A 17619-nucleotide genomic window follows, 5' to 3' on the forward strand; every position below is an offset into this window, starting at 1 on the left:
AATCTTTAGGAATCCTCGCGCGAAGAAGCGACATTCGACCCAGCAGTTGCACAACCTTCTGTGCTACTTACGTGTCACACACGTGCGGCCCCACTGTTCTTCCCCTTTCCAACTTGGCCGCACTGTCGGGGCATTTCGAAGCAATCGGGGTATTTCAGTTGATAACCGCCACCAAGGGCTTCCGTATCCGCAGAGCCGCAGCCGTCGCCATGACGACCGGCGCCGTGCTCGCCACCGGAGCCCTCACCGCGGCGCCCGCGCAGGCCGTGACGACGCCCACCATCACCGCCAAGGGCGGGTATGTGATGAACGGCTCGACCGGCGCGACCCTGTTCACCAAGGCCGCGGACACCAAGAGGCTCACCGCCTCCACCACGAAGATCATGACCGCCAAGGTCGTGCTCTCGCAGACGAACCTGAACCTGGACACCAAGGTGACGATCCGGAAGGAGGTCAGCGACTACATCGTCTCCAAGGGCGCCTCGTCGGCCCGGCTCATCGTCGGCGACAAGGTCACCGTCCGCCAGCTGCTCTACGGGATGATGCTTCCGTCGGGCTGTGACGCCGCGATGGCGCTCGCCGACAAGTTCGGCTCCGGTACGACGGTCAAGGCTCGCACGGCCAACTTCATCGGCAAGATGAACACCATGGCCAGGAGCCTGGGCATGACCAACACGCACTTCGATTCGTTCGACGGCATAAGCAATGGCGCCAACTACTCGACGCCCCGCGACCTCACCAAGCTCGCGCGGAGCACGATGAAGAGCGCCACGTTCAAGTCCGTCGTGAAGACGAAGTCGTACACGGCCAAGACGATCACCAAGACCGGCGCCACCCGCACCATGGCGGCCTGGAAGAACACCAACGCCCTGCTCGGCTGGAACGGCACGCTCGGCATCAAGACCGGCTCCGGCACGGAGGCCAAGTACTGCCTGGTCTTCGCCGCCACGGTCAACGGCGAGTCGGTGATGGGCGCGGTCCTCACCGCCTCCTCCGAGGCCAACCGCACGGCCGATGTGAAGAAGCTGATCAACTACGGGTACGCCCGCATCAGCTGACCCTCGTCACGACCTACGCAAAGGGGCGGCCACTCGTCGGAGTGGCCGCCCTTTCGCTGTGCTTACGCCCAGGTGATCAGCCGCTTCGGCTGCTCCAGGATCGCCGCCACATCGGCGAGGACCTTGGAGCCCAGCTCACCGTCGACCAGGCGGTGGTCGAAGCTCAGCGCCAGGGTGGTGACCTGACGCGGCTTGACCTTGCCCTTGTGGACCCACGGCTGGAGCTTGATCGCGCCGACCGCGAGGATCGCGGACTCGCCGGGGTTGAGGATCGGGGTGCCGGTGTCGACGCCGAAGACGCCGACGTTGGTGATGGTGACCGTGCCCCCCTGCATCGCCGCCGGGGTGGTCTTCCCCTCCCGAGCCGTCGACACCAACTCGCCGAGCGCCTCGGACAGTTGCGGAAGCGTCTTGGCCTGGGCGTCCTTGATGTTCGGGACGATCAGGCCGCGCGGGGTCGCCGCGGCGATGCCCAGGTTGACGTAGTGCTTCCGCACGATCTCCTGGTTGGCCTCGTCCCAGGACGCGTTGACGTCAGGGTTGCGCCGGATCGCGACCAGCAGGGCCTTGGCGATGAGCAGCAAGGGGTTCACGCGCAGGCCCGCGAACTCCTTGTCCTCCTTGAGCTCCTCGACCAGCTTCATCGTGCGCGTCACGTCCACCGTCACGAACTCCGTGACATGCGGTGCCGTGAACGCCGAGCCGACCATCGCCGCGGCCGTCGCCTTGCGGACGCCCTTGACCGGGATACGGGTCTCACGCGCCGTGTCGTAGGCGGCCACCGGCGCGGGGGCGGCCGTGGGCACGGCGACCGGGGCGGCCTGGGGCACCGGCTCGGCGGCCGGCGGGGCCACCGCCGCGTGGACGTCCTCGCGGGTGATGATGCCGTCCGGGCCGGTGGGAGTGACCGTCGTCAGGTCGACGCCCAGGTCCTTCGCCAGCTTGCGGACCGGCGGCTTGGCCAGCGGCCGGGGCGGCGTCACCGCTTCCGAGGGAGCGTGGCCGTTCAGCTCGGCCTGGACGGCCTGGGCCGCGGGCTCCTGGCGCGGAACGTCGGCCCCCTTGCGCGGGCGGCGCTTGGTCGAGGTCTGGGCCACGCCGTAGCCGACCAGCACGGGCTGGCGGCCCGTGCCCTCGGCCTTGGGCTCCTCGGCCGGGGCCTCTACCGAAGGCTCCGGGGCGACCGGGGCCGCCCCGCCCGCCACGTCCACCGCGATGATCGCCGTACCGACGTCCACCGTCGTGCCCTCGGGGAAGTGCAGCTCACGGACCACCCCGTCGTAGGGGATGGGCAGTTCCACGGCCGCCTTGGCCGTCTCGACCTCGCACACCACCTGGCCGTCGGTGACCGTGTCGCCCGGCTGGACGTACCACTTGAGGATCTCCGCCTCGGTGAGTCCCTCGCCCACATCGGGCATCTTGAACTCGCGCAAGGACGCTTCAGTCATCGTCGTCACGTCCCTCTCCTCAGTACGCCAGGGCACGGTCGACGGCGTCGAGCACCCGGTCCAGGCCCGGCAGGTACTCCTCCTCCAGACGCGCCGGCGGATACGGGGCGTGGTATCCGCCCACCCGCAGCACCGGGGCCTCCAGATGGTAGAAGCAGCGCTCCGTGATCCGGGCGGCGATCTCCGCGCCCGAACCGAAGAACACCGGCGCCTCATGGACCACGACCAGACGGCGGGTCTTCTCGACCGACGCCTGGATGGAGTCGAAGTCGAGGGGGGAGACCGAGCGCAGGTCCAGGACCTCCAGGTTCCGGCCCTCCTCGGCGGCCGCGGCGGCGACCTCCTGGCAGAGCTTCACCATCGGGCCGTACGCGGCCAGCGTGAGGTCGGTGCCCTCGCGGACGACGCGCGCCTTGTGCAGCGGACCGGGGATCGCTTCGGTGTTGACCTCGCCCTTGTCCCAGTAGCGCCGCTTGGGCTCGAAGAAGATCACCGGGTCGTCGCTCTGGATGGCCTGCTGCATCATCCAGTACGCGTCGGAGGCGTTGGACGGCGACACGATCTTCAGGCCCGCCACATGCGCGAAGAGCGCCTCGGGGGACTCCGAGTGGTGCTCGACCGCGCCGATGCCGCCGCCGTAGGGGATACGCACGACGACCGGCAGCTTGACCTTGCCCAGGGAGCGGGCGTGCATCTTCGCGAGCTGGGTGACGATCTGGTCGTAGGCCGGGAAGACGAAGCCGTCGAACTGGATCTCCACGACCGGGCGGTAGCCGCGCAGGGCCAGGCCGATCGCGGTGCCGACGATGCCGGACTCGGCGAGCGGGGTGTCGATGACGCGGCTGTCGCCGAAGTCCTTCTGCAGGCCGTCCGTCACCCGGAAGACGCCGCCGAGCTTGCCGACGTCCTCGCCCATGATGAGGACCTTGGGGTCCGAGTCCAGGGCGCGGCGCAGCGACTCGTTGATCGCCTTGGCGAGAGCCATCTTCTCCGCCATCTCAGTGACCCCCCTCTACGTCCGCGAACGACGCCTGGTAGGCGGCGAACTGGGCGCGCTCCTCGTCGACGAGCGCATGCCCGTCCGCGTACACGTTCTCGAAGATGGCGAAGTGGTCCGGGTCAGGCATGGCGCGGACCGCTTCGCGCACTCGTTTGCCCAACGCCTCGCTCTCGGCCTCCAGTTCCGCGAAAAATCCCTCGTCCGCGTGGTTTGAAGCCTCCAGGTACCGGCGAACGCGCAGGATCGGGTCCTTCGCCTCCCAGGCCTCGCGCTCCTCGTCGGCGCGGTACTTCGTCGGGTCGTCGGAGGTGGTGTGGGCGCCCATGCGGTACGTGTACGCCTCGACCAGCGTCGGGCCCTCGCCGGCGCGGGCGCGCTCCAGCGCCCACTTCGTCACGGCCAGACAGGCCAGGACGTCGTTGCCGTCGACGCGGACGCCGGGGAAGCCGTAGCCCTGTGCGCGCTGGTAGAGCGGCACGCGGGTCTGCTTCTCGGTCGGCTCGGAGATCGCCCACTGGTTGTTCTGGCAGAAGAACACCACGGGCGCGTTGTAGACCGCGGAGAAGGTGAAGGACTCGGCCACGTCGCCCTGGCTGCTCGCGCCGTCGCCGAAGTAGGCGATGACCGCGCTGTCGGCGCCGTCCTTGGCGATGCCCATGGCGTAGCCGGTGGCGTGCAGCGTCTGGGAGCCGATGACGATCGTGTAGAGCTGGAAGTTGTTGCTGTTGGGGTCCCAGCCGCCGTTGTTCACGCCGCGGAACATGCCCAGCAGGTTGGTGGGGTCGACGCCGCGGCACCAGGCCACGCCGTGCTCACGGTAGGTCGGGAAGACGTAGTCGTCCTCGCGGGTGGCGCGGCCGGAGCCGATCTGGGCGGCCTCCTGGCCGAGCAGTGACGCCCACAGGCCCAGCTCGCCCTGGCGCTGCAGGGAGGTGGCCTCGGCGTCGAAGCGTCGGGTGAGCACCATGTCGCGGTAGAGGCCGCGGAGCTCGTCGGGGGTGATGCCGGCGACGTACTTGTCGTACTCGGCGTTCTTGACGCGCTTGCCCTCGGGCGTCAGCAGCTGCACCAGCTCGGGGTCCGTGCTGCTCGGCGTCTTCCTTGCGGTTGTGGTCTTGCCGGCCGTGCTCTTGGTACCGGCGCTGCGTCGCGACTTCCGCGCGGCAGTGCTCTCCACGGTCACGTGTGCTCCTCCGTCGGTCCGGCATCCCGGGTTCGCCGGGTGCCAGTGCGGCTCACCTGCAGCCCTACGGACGCACAGGGTGGGTGCGGCTCGTTGGGGACAGGCGTGACAGGTGCCCCGGCGAGCGCCCTGCAAAAGGCACGTTACCCAGTGCTCCACATTTCTGTGAAACCCCTCCTGACCTGCGATTTTGCTTGGATATCCAAGTAAATCGCGAAAGGCGGGAACAACTCCTGGTCACAGCCTTGCAGGGGGCCGGAACAACGGCACGTTATATCGGTGACCCAGGTCACGGGAAGAGTCGCCGAGAGCGTAGTCACCGAAGTCGTGTGACGCCGGTCTCACGCGGGGGCCTCTCGGCGGGTCCGGAAACGCCACGCGCGCTTGGAGCCCGTCTCCGGGCCGCACGCGCGCGTGGATGTCTCTCGCCGGTCGGCGGCGGGGTGTCAGCCGGTGCCGCCGGTGGGGAGCGTCGGCTCCCCGGTGGGCTCCTCGGTGGGCTCCTCCGTCGGCTCCTCGGTGGGCTCCTCGGTCGGCTCCTCCGTCGGCTCGGCCGTGGTCGGGTCCTCGGTCGGCTCGGTCGTCGGCTCCTCGGTGGGCTCGTACGTGGGGTCCTCGGTCGGCTCGTAGGTCGGGTCGGTGCCCGTGCCGCTGCCGTCGTCGGTGACCTCGTCCGTCGGCTCCTCGGTCGCCTCGTCCGTGGGCTCGTCGGTCGTCTTGTCCTCGGTGGTCTGCGACGTCGTCGGCGTCTGCGTGGTGTCGCCACCACCGCCACCGGTGCCGTCGCCCCTGTTCAGCGCCAGCGCGACACCCGCCGCGATGGCGATCACCGCGAGCACGGCCAGGATCCACAGCTTGCCGCGGCCGCCGCCACTCCGGTTGCCGTTCCCCTCGAAGCCGCCGTCGTCGCCGCCCCCGTACCGGTTGGGCAGGATCGGCTGCGGGATCTGCGTCGTGCCGGAGGCCGGGGTGCCGGGGTGCCCCATGACGGTCGTGTTGGCGAAGCCCGCGGACGGGGTGTGCCGGCCGTCGTGCGTCGTCACCGGGCCGGTGTTCCAGGTGCCGGTGTGGCCGCCCTGGTCGTACAGCATCTGCAGGCCGTACTGGACGAGGCCGCGCATCTCCTCGGCCGTCTGGAACCGGTCGTCGGGCTCCTTGGCGAGCGAGCGCATGACAAGGCCGTCGAGCTCGGGCGGCGTGGCGTCGGAGACCTCCGACGGCGGCGTCGGGATGTCCTGGACGTGCTGGTAGACCACCGACAGCGGGGTCTCTCCGGTGAACGGGGGCCGCAGCGCGAGGAGTTCGTAGAGGAGGCAGCCCGTCGCGTACAGGTCGGAGCGGTGGTCGACCGCCTTGCCGAGCGCCTGCTCCGGGGAGAGGTACTGCGGGGTGCCCATGACCATGCCGGTCTGCGTCATCGTCGACTGCGCGCCGTGCAGGGCACGCGCGATGCCGAAGTCCATCACCTTCACGGCGCCGTTGTTGGTGATGATGACGTTGGCGGGCTTGATGTCGCGGTGCACGATGCCGTGCTGGTGCGAGTAGGCGAGGGCCTCAAGTACACCGGAGACGATGATCAGCGCCTGCTCGGGGCCGGGCGCCTCGGCGTTGATCAGGAGGTCGCGGATGGTGCGCCCCTCGACGATCTCCATGACGATGTACGGCACGCTCTGGCCGTTCACGAAGTCCTCGCCGGAGTCGTACACGGCGACGATCGCATGGTGGTTGAGGCCGGCCACCGACTGGGCCTCGCGCGTGAAGCGGGCCTTGGACACCGGGTCCTCGGCGAGGTCGGAGCGCAGCAGCTTGACCGCCACGGTGCGTCCGAGGCGCACGTCCTCGGCCGCGAACACCTCGGCCATGCCGCCCCGGCCGAGTCTGCGGGTCAGCCTGTAACGGCCGTCCCCGACAAGCCCGCCATTACCCCACATTTCCGGCGCGTCTGACATACCGCCGCCAGCCGCCTCGGGGTCGGACGGGCCCTGAGCGCGCTGCTGCTGTGCCATCGGTCCTCGCCGTCGTTTCTGCCCGCGGTGCGCGCGGTGTTGTTACGGTCTCCGTCGGCCACGCTACAGCCTCTGCGCAAGCCTCCGGTCCGAGACGGTCGCCCGGGCCCGACGGAGAAGGACGGGCCATGAAACCCGCACCCCCTCCACTCGTGCAAATTCTGTGCACCGACCGTACGGCCCTTGTAACGCTTCCGCGACGCTCCCTTCTCGTACGGTCACGGAACGGGCACCGCGCTTGACCTGTCAGTGCCTTGGGGCAGACTTGGCCGGGAATAGCACATTGGATCACTCGGGATCACGGATCCGCGGCAATCGCAGGCGCCCGAGAGGCTACGGGGGACGCACAACATGAGCCAGGACGGCGCACAGGGCGCGAACGCGGGGCGTTCGCTGGCCGGCGGCCGCTATCAGCTGCGCGACCTGCTCGGCCAGGGCGGCATGGCCTCCGTGCATCTCGCCTACGACTCCGTGCTCGACCGGCAGGTCGCGATCAAGACCCTGCACACCGAGCTCGGCCGCGAGCAGGCCTTCCGCGAGCGCTTCCGCCGCGAGGCCCAGGCAGTGGCCAAGCTCACGCACACCAATATCGTCTCGGTCTTCGACACGGGCGAGGACAGCGTCGACGGCATGACGACGCCGTACATCGTCATGGAGTACATCGAGGGCCGCCCGCTCAGCTCCGTCTTCGACGAGGACGTACGGCAGTTGGGCGCGGTGCCCGCCGACAAGGCGCTGAAGATCACCGCGGATGTGCTGGCGGCGCTGGAGATCAGCCATGAGATGGGGCTGGTCCACCGGGACATCAAGCCGGGCAACGTGATGCTGAACAAGCGTGGCGTGGTCAAGGTGATGGACTTCGGCATCGCGCGCGCCATGCAGTCCGGTGTGACGTCGATGACACAGACCGGCATGGTCGTCGGCACCCCGCAGTACCTCTCGCCCGAGCAGGCGCTCGGCCGTGCCGTGGACGCCCGTTCCGACCTCTACTCGGTCGGCATCATGCTGTTCCAACTCGTCACCGGGCGGCTGCCGTTCGACGCGGACTCCCCGCTGGCGATCGCGTACGCGCATGTACAGGAGGAGCCGGTCGCCCCGTCCTCCATCAACCGCGCGCTGCCCCCGGCTGTGGACGCGCTGGTCGCCCGCGCCCTGAAGAAGAACCCGAACGAGCGTTTCCCCAGCGCCGAGGCCATGCGGGACGAGTGCCTGCGGGTCGCCGCGTCCTTCCAGGCGACCCCGCCGAGCATCGTGCCGGGCGCGCACACCCAGAGCGGACAGGGCGTCGGCGCCTCGGTGTTCCCGCCGGTCGGCCAGACGCCGCCGCCCGGGGGCCACGTCCAGACGCCGTACCAGCAGCCGACCCCGGCGCCGAATCCGTACAGCAACACCCCGCCGCCGGCCCCGCCCTCCCCGGCGTACGGCTATCCGCAGCAGCAGCCGGGCTTCCAGACGCCCGCGCCCGCCGCGTACTCCCCGCAGCCGGGTCACACGACACCGCCGCCCTACACCGTCCAGCCCGGGCAGCGGCCCGCTCCGGGCGGCGGCAGGAGCAACCGGCCGGTCGTCCTCGGCTCGATCGTCGTGTCCCTCGTCGCGGTCGTCGGCCTGATCGTGGCGCTGGCGCTGAACGGCGGCGGCGCCGAGGACGACGGCGGCGGGGGCGGCGGCGGGACGACCGCCACGCCCTCGGTGACGAAGAAGGCGGGCTACCGCGAAGGGGACGACTCCAAGACCGTCGAGACGACCGACTGCACCGAGCCGGCGGAGTCGTACACGGACCCCGACAAGGTGACGATGCCGGACTTCACGTTCAAGTACTGGCCGTCGGTCGTCGAGTGCCTCGACGAGGCGGGCTGGGACTACGAGAAGATCGACGTCAACGAGAACACGTACGGACAGGGCACGATCATGCGGCAGTCGCCGGTGGCGCGTGAGGACTTCGATCCGGACAGTCCGCCGAAGATGACGTTCACGGTGTCGACGGGCAATCCGCAGTGACATCCGCGAAAGCGGCTTCCGCGACATGAGAAAGGGCCCGGTGGCGTGTGCTGCCGGGCCCTTCGCGGATTTCGCGGATCAGTGAGCGGTGATCGGTGATCGGTTACAGATACGGTCCGCCCGCGCGGCCGCCCATGTGCTGTTCGCCGTCCTCCTGACCGCCGACGCCGGGCGGGAGCGCGCGGCGCATCTGCTCCAGCTGGGCCCGCGCGGCCATCTGCTGGGCGAAGAGCGTGGTCTGGATGCCGTGGAAGAGGCCCTCCAGCCAGCCGACCAACTGGGCCTGCGCGATGCGCAGTTCCGCGTCGGACGGCGTCCCTTCGTCCGTGAAGGGCAGGGAGAGCCGCTCCAGCTCCTCCACGAGCTCCGGGGCCAGACCGTCCTCCAGCTCCTTCACCGAACTGGCATGGATCTCCTTCAGCCGGACCCGGCTCGCCTCGTCCAGAGGAGCAGCGCGTACCTCTTCGAGCAGCTGCTTGATCATGCTGCCGATGCGCATGACCTTCGCCGGCTGCTCGACCTGCTCCGTCACCGGGATCTCGCGGGAGTCCTCGTCTCCGGTGCCGCCGCTGAGCGCCATCCCGTCCTGGCCCACGACCAGGATCTGGGGGTTCTCGGGCGACCTTTCGTTCCTCGGCATCTCCATGCCGCCATTCTCTCGCACCCGTACAGCTCATCATCCTGGTGCCCCCGGTGTGGGGTGATCCACCGTTTACGCCCGGACGGTTTCCGTCAGGGGCCGCCGCCCCGGGCCAGGCGGGTGAGACGGGCCTCGCAGATGTCGAGCCAGCGGCTCTCCGCCTCGGCGTGGAAGACGCGCTGTTCCAGCAGGAGGAGGCGGGCCATCTCGTCGGGGTGCTCATGCGCCCGCGCCAGGGCCTCGGCCCGCTGCCGTACACAGGCGTCCAGGGCCTCGGCGACATGCCTGCGCTGCGCCCGCACGACCTCTCGTACGTCGACGCCGGGCGCCCCCGCCGCCATGACCAGCTTGATGGCCAGCTCGTCCCGGGGCGGGCTGACCCGTTCCACGGGCCGGGCGAACCAGGCCCGCAGCTCGGCGCGGCCCGCCTCGGTCAGCGCGTACAGCGCCCTGCCCGCCTCGTCCGCGCCGTCCTGGACGACCATGCCGTCCCGTTCCAGCCGGCCGAGGGTCGTGTAGACCTGCCCGATGTTCAGCGGCCAGGTCCCGCCCGTACGCGCCTGGAACTCGGTGCGCAGCCGGGAACCGTAGCGGGGGCCGGGTTCCAGCAGCGCCAGCAGTCCGTGGCGTATCGACATAACCGGATTGTGCGCCGGATTGGGTCGGGTGGCGGAGTCCGGAATGCCGGGTCCGGCGGATGCGGTGAAAGTTGTGTCATGACTTCTTGGCCGGGGGTGGTGCGGGGGCGCGGGCGAGCCGCTTCGAGTGGGTCGCGCGGCCCGTCGTGGCCCGCGGGGCGGCTGGTCGTGGTGGCGGCGGGGCTGATCATAGGGCTGTGGGGGGCCGGGGTGTCGTACGGCGTGGACGGTCCGCGTGGGGCGGCGGGTCCGGCGCGTGTGTCCTCCGGCTCCGTGGGTGCGTCCCGGTCGGCCCTGTCCCCCTCCGAACCGGCGGGTTCCCCCACGTCGGCCGCCGCGGAGTCGTCCGGCTCCACGGGCGAGGACGACGACGCCCGTCCTTCGTCGGATCCAGCGGAGCCGTCGGCCGACGGGTCCGAGGAGTCGGGCCAGGGGTCGGGCCACGGGTCGAGCGAGCACTCGGGGGCCGCATCCGGCGAGGAGTCGGAGCAAGGGGCAGGTGAGGACTCAGGCGATGAGTCCGGCCAGGGGTCGTCCGGTGAGGGGCCGCGCGACGAGTCGGACTCGGCGACGGCGAAGCCCCGGCCCTCGGTCACGCCCAGTGCCCATGGGCCCACCGCGTCCTCTCCCACCCCCTCCGGCAAGCCGTCGCGGGCCGGGAGCCGGGCGGGTGAGGGGCGGGAGCGGCCCGGGCGGGAGAGGGGGCCGCTGGAGCACGAGGAGGCGAAGCGCGAGAGGGGGAGGGACCACGAGAGGGACCAGGGGAGGGACCACGACGACGGTCTCGCCGCGGGGCGGGACTCGGGGGCATCGGAGGGGGAGGGTGCGGGTGAGGAGGACGGGGGCGGCATGTCCGAGGACACGGACGCCACCCCCACCCGGGCCCCGTCGCCGGCCACCCCACCGGCCGCCCCTGCACACCACCCCGCCCCCCACGCCGACGGCCCCACCGGGCCCGTCCTCGAACTGCTCCCCCTCGGCACCGGCCTGGTGCTGATCGGCCTCGGCCTGGGTCTCGCGTTCGTGGGGCTGCGGCTGCGGCGCGGTTAGCGGGTGTCACTCGGGGGGCGGCCCCATACGGCGGGAGCCCGGCATCCCTACGGCGCGACGAGGAGCACCTTCCCCACATGTCCGCTCTCCTCAAGCACCCGGTGTGCCTCGGCGGCGTCGCTCATCGGGAGTTCGCGGTCGACGACCGGGCGGATGTGGCCGGCGTCCAGGAGGGGCCAGACGTGTTCGCGTACGGCCGCCACGATGGCCGCCTTCTCGGCGATCGGGCGGGCGCGCAGCGAGGTCGCGCTGATGGCGGCGCGCTTGGCGAGCAGTGCGCCGATGTTGAGCTCGCCCTTGACGCCGCCCTGCATGCCGATGATGGCGAGACGGCCGTTGACCGCGAGGGTCTGGACGTTGCGATCGAGGTACTTGGCGCCCATGTTGTCGAGGATGACGTCGGCCCCGGCCCCGTCGGTGGCCTTCCTGACCTCCTCGACGAAGTCCTGTTCCCGGTAGTGGACCAGGATGTCGGCGCCCAGTTCGGCGCACCGGTCCAGTTTCTCCTTGCTGCCCGCGGTGACGGCGACCTTGGCGCCGACGGCCTTGGCGAGCTGGATGGCCATGGTGCCGATGCCGCTGGAGCCGCCGTGCACGAGCAGCGTCTCGCCGGGGCGGAGGTGGGCGACCATGAAGACGTTGGACCACACCGTGCAGACCACCTCGGGCAGCGCGGCGGCCCGCGTCAGGCTCACGCCCTGGGGCACGGGCAGCAGCTGACCGGCCGGTACGGCGACCTTCTCGGCGTAGCCGCCGCCCGCGAGCAGCGCGCACACCTCGTCGCCGACGGCCCAGCCGGAGACACCCGGGCCGATCTCGGCGATCCGGCCGGAGCACTCCAGGCCGGGGTAGGGGGAGCTGCCGGGCGGCGGGTTGTAGAAGCCCTGCCGTTGCAGGATGTCGGCACGGTTGACGGCGCCGGCCACCACCTCGACCAGCACCTCGCCCTCACCGGCGACCGGATCGGGGACCTCGTCCCACACCAGCGCCTCGGGCCCACCAGGTTCGGGAATCGTGATCGCATGCATGGGACGGACGCTACTCCTCGGCCCCGGGCCCCTGTCCCTAGGACCTTGTCCCCCGTCTTCCTAGGACCTCCCTAGGACCTTGTCCCTCCCGTCCCTCGGTCGTTGGACGGGTTCTGTCGCAAATCCCTGTGCGGCACCGATGAGTTTGCGCGACCGTAAAGGTCTCCCCATGCGTAGCCCAAAAAGCCTCCCTATACGTAGCGCGAGGACGCGGAAGGACCACTCGGAAGGACCCCGACAGCATGAGCACGCAGACGATGTCCGGTCTCGCGATCGAGACCGCCGGCCTGGTCAAGACATTCGGCGAGACACGGGCCGTCGACGGCGTGGACCTGGCGGTCCCGGCCGGCACGGTCTACGGCGTCCTCGGCCCGAACGGCGCAGGCAAGACCACCACCGTGAAGATGCTCGCCACCCTGCTGCGACCCGACGGCGGCGAGGCCCATGTCTTCGGGCACGACGTCGTCCGCGAGGCCGACGCGGTGCGTGGCCGGGTGAGCCTCACCGGGCAGTACGCCTCCGTGGACGAGGACCTCACCGGCACCGAGAACCTCGTCCTGCTGGGCCGCCTCCTCGGGCACGGCAAGCAGGCCGCTCGGGAGCGCGCCGCGCAGCTGCTGGAGGCCTTCGGGCTGACGGACGCGGCGGGCAAGCAGGTCAAGAACTACTCCGGTGGCATGCGGCGCCGTATCGACATCGCCGCCTCCATTCTCAACACGCCTGATCTGCTGTTCCTGGACGAGCCGACGACCGGGCTCGACCCGCGCAGTCGCAACCAGGTGTGGGACATCGTGCGTGCGGTCGTCGCCCAGGGCACCACCGTGATGCTGACGACGCAGTATCTGGACGAGGCCGACCAGCTGGCGTCCCGGATCGCCGTCATCGACCGCGGCAAGGTGATCGCCGAGGGGACCAAGGGCGAGCTGAAGGCGTCCGTGGGTGCCGGGTCCGTCCATCTGCGGCTGCGGGACGCCGAACAGCGGCCGGAGGCCGAGCGGGTGCTGCGGCTGACCCTGGACGCGGAGGTGCAGCTGGAGCCCGACCCCGTGGCGCTGACCGCGCGGGTCGGATCCGGTGCCGCCAACGGGCAGGGGGCGGCCGAGCAGGCCGGCCGGGCGCTCGCCGAACTGGCCCGCACCGGAGTCATCGTCGACAACTTCTCGCTGGGTCAGCCCAGCCTGGACGAGGTCTTCCTCGCCCTCACCGGACACGACACCCACAAGACGGCCGCCGACAAGGACGAGGTGACGGCATGAGCACCGTGACGCAGACCGAGAGCAAGGACCTCGCCCCCGTCAGCACCGAGTCGCTCGCCGCGCTGCTCGTCAGCAAGGAGCGACCGCCGCGGCCCAGTGCCTTCTCGGCCTCCATGACCTTCGGCTGGCGGGCGATCCTGAAGATCAAGCATGTGCCGGAGCAGCTCTTCGACGTCACCGCGTTCCCGATCATGATGGTGCTGATGTACACGTATCTGTTCGGGGGTGCCCTGGCCGGGTCCCCGAAGGAGTACATCCAGTTCCTGCTGCCGGGCATCCTGGTGATGTCGGTCGTGATGATCACCATGTACACGGGTGTCTCGGTGAACACCGACATCGAGAAGGGCGTCTTCGACCGCTTCCGCTCGCTGCCGATCTGGCGGCCGTCGACGATGGTCGGCTATCTGCTGGGCGACGCCCTGCGCTACACCATCGCCTCCGTCGTGATGCTCACCGTCGGCGTCATCCTGGGCTACCGCCCGGACGGAGGCGTGGCCGGAGTGCTCGCCGGGATCGCGCTGCTGGTCGCGTTCTCGTTCGCGTTCTCATGGATCTGGACGATGTTCGGGCTGATGCTGCGCTCGGAGAAGTCGGTGATGGGCGTCAGCATGATGGTGATCTTCCCGCTGACCTTCCTGTCCAACGTCTTCGTCGACCCGAAGACCATGCCGGGCTGGCTCCAGGCGTTCGTGAACAACAGCCCGATCACCCATCTCGCCTCAGCCGTGCGCGGGTTGATGGCGGGCGACTGGCCGGCGGCCGAGGTCGCCTGGTCGGTGGGCTGGGCGGGCCTGTTCGTGCTGGTCTTCGGGCCGATCACGATGCGGCTGTACAACCGCAGGTAGGGCCCGGCGTCAGATGCGCTTCATCCCTGGGGGCAGACGCCGGTCATCGGGTGTGACCTGAGTGCCCGGCGTCGCCCGCACGATGGTGATGAGCCGGTCCGTCAGCTCCAGTGTGCCGACGGCCGAATCGTCGTATCCGAGCACCCGATGCCCGCGGATGACGCTGACCACCAGGTCATCGGTCTGTCGCGGTGTCTTGCCCACCTCGGCCTTTATGACCGGCCGTTCGACGAGGTCGAGCCCGCTGCCCTGGTGGATCAGGTCCTCCAGGACCATGCCGGCGGCGGGGCTGAGCACGGACAGACCGAGCAGCCGCCCGGCGGCGCTGGCGCTGGTGATGACCGCGTCGGCGCCGGACTGCTTGAGCAGCGGGGCGTTCTCCTCCTCGCGGACCGCGGCCACGATCTTCGCGCCGGGGTTGAGCTGCCGGGCCGTCAGCGTCACCAACACGGCCGTGTCGTCCCGCTGGGTCGCGATGATGATCTTCCGGGCCTTGTGCACCTCGGCCCTTTTCAGGACCTCGCTGCGGGTCGCGTCACCCGTGACCCCGGCGTATCCCTCCGCGACGGCCGCCTCGATCACCTTGGAACTCGGGTCGACCACGACGACCTGGTCCTTCCTCAGCCCGGTCGCGCAGACGGTCTGGATCGCCGAACGCCCCTTCGTGCCGAAGCCGACGACGACGGTGTGGTCACGCAAGGTGGACCTCCAGCGGTTCAGCCGCCATTCCTCCCGGGTCCGTTCGGTGAGGACCTCAAGGGTGGTGCCGACCAGGATGATCAGGAACAGCACGCGCATGGGCGTGATGACGAAGATATTGGTGAGCCGGGCGGCATCACTGACCGGGGTGATGTCGCCGTATCCGGTGGTGGAGAGGCTCACGGTCGCGTAGTAGAACGCGTCGAGGAGATCGACGGAACCGTCGGAGCTGTCGTTGTAGCCGTCGTGGTCGGCGTAGACGATCAGTGCGGTCAGCACCAGCAGGGACAGCGCCAGCGCGACCCGCTTGGCCACCTGCCGGAAGGGATGCTCCACGATCTTCTTCGGGAGCTTCACCCGATAGGTCTCGACCCGCTCGTCCGCCTGCCGCGCTATGGCGTCCTGGCCCGGAAGTTTCACGTGAAACACACCTCGATGCCGGCACTGGCCCAGGGCAGATCGAGCAGCTCGGCCTCCTGACCCGCCCGCGCACCGCCCGGCGGTACGACGGCGACCGCATCGGCCGCCGCCATGCCCCGCAGCATCGCCGGCCCCTGGTAGTGCAGCGGCACGGCATGGTCGCCGCGCAGCACCACGGGGATGAGCCGGGTGTCGTACGGATGCCCGTGCGCCGCCTCCTTCAGGGGCATCGTGTACGCCTCGGGGGCGGGGCGTGCGGCGAGGGTGCGCAGCATGGGTTCGGCCAGGGTGAGCAGGCCGGAGACGGCGGCCAGGGGGTTGCCGGGCAGGCCGACGAGGTGCTGGTGCTCCTTGGTGCGGGCCAGCAGCATGGGGTGGCCGGGCCGCACCTTGACGCCGTCCACCAGGAGTTCGGCGCCGATGCGCTTCAGCGTGGGGTGGACGTGGTCGACAGGGCCGGCCGCGGTGCCGCCGGTGGTGACGATGAGGTCGGCCTCGGACTTGGTGAGGGCCTTGTGCAGGGCCTTGGCGTCATCGCCGAGCCGGCGCACGGCGGTGACCTCGGCGCCGAGTGCGCGCAGCCAGGGCGGCAGCATCGGGCCGAGGGCGTCCCGGATGAGCCCGTCGTGCGGCAGCCCTTCGGTGAGCAACTCATCGCCGAGAACGAGGACTTCGACGCGGGGGCGGGGCACTGCGGTGAGGGTGTCGTATCCGGCGGCCGAGGCGAGGCCCAGCACGGCGGGGGTCACGAGGGTGCCGACGGCGAGCAGTTGATCGCCGTTACGGCACTCCTGGCCGCGTGGGCGGATGTCCTGGCCGTGCTGGATCTCCCGGCCGGCGTGCAGCTGGCCCTTGGCGTCCGTGCGGCCGTGCTCGCTGCGCAGAACGGCGGTGGTGTCCAGGGGGATGCGAGCACCGGTCGCGATGCGGACGGCCTCGCCGTCGGTGAGCGGCTCGGGCTCGGCGTGCCCGGCCAGGACGCCCTCTTCCCGTACGGCCCAGGGGCCGGGGCCCGCGACCGCCCAGCCGTCCATCGCCGAGGTGTCGAAGGAGGGCAGGTCGGTGAGGGCGGTGAGGGGCTCGGCCAGGGTGAGGCCCAGGGCGACGTCGAGCGGGACGGAGACGGGAGCGCGGCGGGCGGACCGGGTGGCGCTCCGGGCGGCGCGGGCGGCGGTCTCGCGGGCGTCGGGCCAGGGGGTGGCCCTGTGGTGGCGGTCGGGGTTGCCGGGGTCGGGCTCGCGAGGAGTCTCGGGGCGCTGCGGGACGGGCGCGGGCAGGGGGTCGCTAGGGCTGCGGTGCGCGTTGTTGTCGTTCACGAGGGCGAGCACTTCCTCGACATCGAGGTCCTCGGCGTCCCCGTCGGTCCGGATGCCGCGGGCGGTCATCCGGCGTCCGGACGGGCGTCGGGGGTGGCGTCCGGAGCCGCCTCGGACTTGGCGGCAGCGGCCTCCTCCGCCCAGCGCAGGGCGAGCGCGGCGGCCTTGCGGGACGCCTCGGCGACGGCTTCGGGGCCTGACTGGCCCCCCTGCGCCTGTGCGGCCTGCGCGGCCTGCGCCGCCGCGTATCCGACGAGGAAGGTGGTCAGCGGGGCCGCCGGACGCGCCACGCCGTGAGCGGCGTCGCGGGCCAGGTCCAGCAGCAGCTTGGTGTCGACGTCGAGGTCGATGCCCAGTTCGTCCTTGACTGCGGAAATCCATTCATCCAACACGTGCCCATGCTCCCTGATGCGTGCCCTGGCGGTGGCGATGTCGTCCCAGGTGTCGCAGTCGAAGGACGCGACGGGGTCGGGGACGCGGGTGAGATCGAGCGCGCCGGTCAGCCGGCGCAGGGGGAGACCGGTGAGGCCGTCGTGCTCGTGGGCGAGCGCGTCGAGTCCATGGCGCAGCGCGGACGCGCGGTACGCGGCGACGAGGGGCTGGTCGCGGCCTTCGGCGTCGGTGAGCAGCGCGCCGTCGGCGTCGCCGGTGCGCAGGGCGGCCAGCAGCCGCTGGACCGTGCCCTCGTCGAGGAAGGGCAGGTCGGCCGAGAGGACGACGACCGACTCGGCCGTGGTGTGCCGCAGCCCGGCGCCGAGGGCGGCCAGGGGGCCGCCGCCGGGCGGGTCCTCGCGCGCCCAGGTCACCGGGCGTGCGGTGGCGCGGGGCTCGGCGACGACGACGCTGGTGCGCGCGTCGGCGCAGGCGGCGAGCACCCGGTCGAGCAGCGGGCGCCCGCCGACGCGCACGCCGGGCTTGTCCACACCGCCGAGCCGCCGCGCGGCGCCACCGGCGAGCACGACGGCGTCGTAGGCGACGCCCTGTGCGTCCGTCGGTTCGTACGCGGTCATCCCCCGAGTATGCGTGCCTCG

15 protein-coding genes are annotated in these 17619 nt (G+C 70.7%); 5 read left to right on the plus strand and 10 right to left on the minus strand.

Going from position 1 to position 17619, the window contains the following annotated elements; translation table 11 throughout:
* The first annotated feature begins 209 nt into the window (after positions 1-209).
* Entirely contained in the window at positions 210-1058 is an 849-nt protein-coding gene (locus tag IE325_RS18000) for a D-alanyl-D-alanine carboxypeptidase family protein (RefSeq protein WP_190071239.1), read from the plus strand.
* A gap of 62 nt (positions 1059-1120) precedes the next feature.
* Here the strand turns inward: IE325_RS18000 and IE325_RS18005 are convergent, their stop codons facing one another.
* From IE325_RS18005 to IE325_RS18020, 4 genes are all read right to left on the minus strand, one after another.
* The gene (locus IE325_RS18005) at positions 1121-2515 is read right to left on the minus strand and encodes a dihydrolipoamide acetyltransferase family protein (RefSeq protein WP_190070963.1); all 1395 of its coding nucleotides are present in this window, start codon (positions 2513-2515) and stop codon (positions 1121-1123) included.
* A 10-nt stretch (positions 2516-2525) separates the two neighbouring features.
* The gene (locus tag IE325_RS18010; protein ID WP_190070964.1) at positions 2526-3503 is read right to left on the minus strand and encodes an alpha-ketoacid dehydrogenase subunit beta; all 978 of its coding nucleotides are present in this window, start codon (positions 3501-3503) and stop codon (positions 2526-2528) included.
* A 1-nt stretch (position 3504) separates the two neighbouring features.
* Complete coding sequence (gene pdhA / locus IE325_RS18015) at positions 3505-4689, minus strand: pyruvate dehydrogenase (acetyl-transferring) E1 component subunit alpha (RefSeq protein WP_190070965.1); 1185 nt, start codon at positions 4687-4689, stop codon at positions 3505-3507.
* 446 nt (positions 4690-5135) lie between these two features.
* The gene (locus IE325_RS18020) at positions 5136-6695 is read right to left on the minus strand and encodes a protein kinase domain-containing protein (RefSeq protein WP_190070966.1); all 1560 of its coding nucleotides are present in this window, start codon (positions 6693-6695) and stop codon (positions 5136-5138) included.
* Between the two features lie 351 nt (positions 6696-7046).
* Here IE325_RS18020 and IE325_RS18025 point away from each other — a divergent pair, with 351 nt between their 5' ends.
* A complete protein-coding gene (locus tag IE325_RS18025; protein ID WP_190070967.1) occupies positions 7047-8696 on the plus strand; it encodes a protein kinase domain-containing protein in 1650 nt (549 codons plus the stop codon).
* A 103-nt stretch (positions 8697-8799) separates the two neighbouring features.
* Here the strand turns inward: IE325_RS18025 and IE325_RS18030 are convergent, their stop codons facing one another.
* Positions 8800-9342 (minus strand): bacterial proteasome activator family protein, encoded by a 543-nt coding sequence (locus tag IE325_RS18030; RefSeq protein ID WP_190070968.1) that lies wholly within the window; start codon positions 9340-9342, stop codon positions 8800-8802.
* A gap of 86 nt (positions 9343-9428) precedes the next feature.
* On the minus strand, positions 9429-9974 hold the full coding sequence (locus IE325_RS18035) for a PadR family transcriptional regulator (RefSeq protein ID WP_190070969.1): 546 nt from the start codon (positions 9972-9974) through the stop codon (positions 9429-9431).
* A gap of 78 nt (positions 9975-10052) precedes the next feature.
* Here IE325_RS18035 and IE325_RS18040 point away from each other — a divergent pair, with 78 nt between their 5' ends.
* The gene (locus IE325_RS18040; RefSeq protein ID WP_190071266.1) at positions 10053-11024 is read left to right on the plus strand and encodes a hypothetical protein; all 972 of its coding nucleotides are present in this window, start codon (positions 10053-10055) and stop codon (positions 11022-11024) included.
* A gap of 47 nt (positions 11025-11071) precedes the next feature.
* Here IE325_RS18040 and IE325_RS18045 read toward each other — a convergent pair whose 3' ends face one another.
* A complete protein-coding gene (locus IE325_RS18045) occupies positions 11072-12052 on the minus strand; it encodes an NAD(P)H-quinone oxidoreductase (protein ID WP_190070970.1) in 981 nt (326 codons plus the stop codon).
* Between the two features lie 242 nt (positions 12053-12294).
* On the opposite strand from IE325_RS18045, the gene IE325_RS18050 reads away from it, so the two are divergent.
* Both IE325_RS18050 and IE325_RS18055 read left to right on the plus strand, forming a co-directional pair.
* On the plus strand, positions 12295-13308 hold the full coding sequence (locus IE325_RS18050) for an ATP-binding cassette domain-containing protein (protein WP_190070971.1): 1014 nt from the start codon (positions 12295-12297) through the stop codon (positions 13306-13308).
* Positions 13305-14153, plus strand: a complete 849-nt coding sequence (locus IE325_RS18055; RefSeq protein WP_190070972.1) for an ABC transporter permease — start codon at positions 13305-13307, stop codon at positions 14151-14153. The genes IE325_RS18050 and IE325_RS18055 overlap by 4 nt, the downstream gene beginning before the upstream one ends.
* 9 nt (positions 14154-14162) lie before the next feature.
* Here the strand turns inward: IE325_RS18055 and IE325_RS18060 are convergent, their stop codons facing one another.
* The 3 genes from IE325_RS18060 to IE325_RS18070 are packed head-to-tail and all read right to left on the minus strand — an operon-like array spanning position 14163 to position 17598.
* Complete coding sequence (locus IE325_RS18060; RefSeq protein WP_190070973.1) at positions 14163-15281, minus strand: potassium channel family protein; 1119 nt, start codon at positions 15279-15281, stop codon at positions 14163-14165.
* Entirely contained in the window at positions 15269-16657 is a 1389-nt protein-coding gene (locus IE325_RS18065; RefSeq protein WP_190070974.1) for a molybdopterin molybdotransferase MoeA, read from the minus strand. The genes IE325_RS18060 and IE325_RS18065 overlap by 13 nt, the downstream gene beginning before the upstream one ends.
* On the minus strand, positions 16654-17598 hold the full coding sequence (locus IE325_RS18070; RefSeq protein ID WP_190070975.1) for an NTP transferase domain-containing protein: 945 nt from the start codon (positions 17596-17598) through the stop codon (positions 16654-16656). Before IE325_RS18070 ends, IE325_RS18065 begins: the two co-directional genes overlap by 4 nt.
* Positions 17599-17619 lie beyond the last annotated feature (21 nt).

Origin of the sequence: Streptomyces lanatus (assembly GCF_014655715.1) — a bacterium.
Classification (GTDB): Bacteria; Actinomycetota; Actinomycetes; order Streptomycetales; family Streptomycetaceae; genus Streptomyces; species Streptomyces lanatus.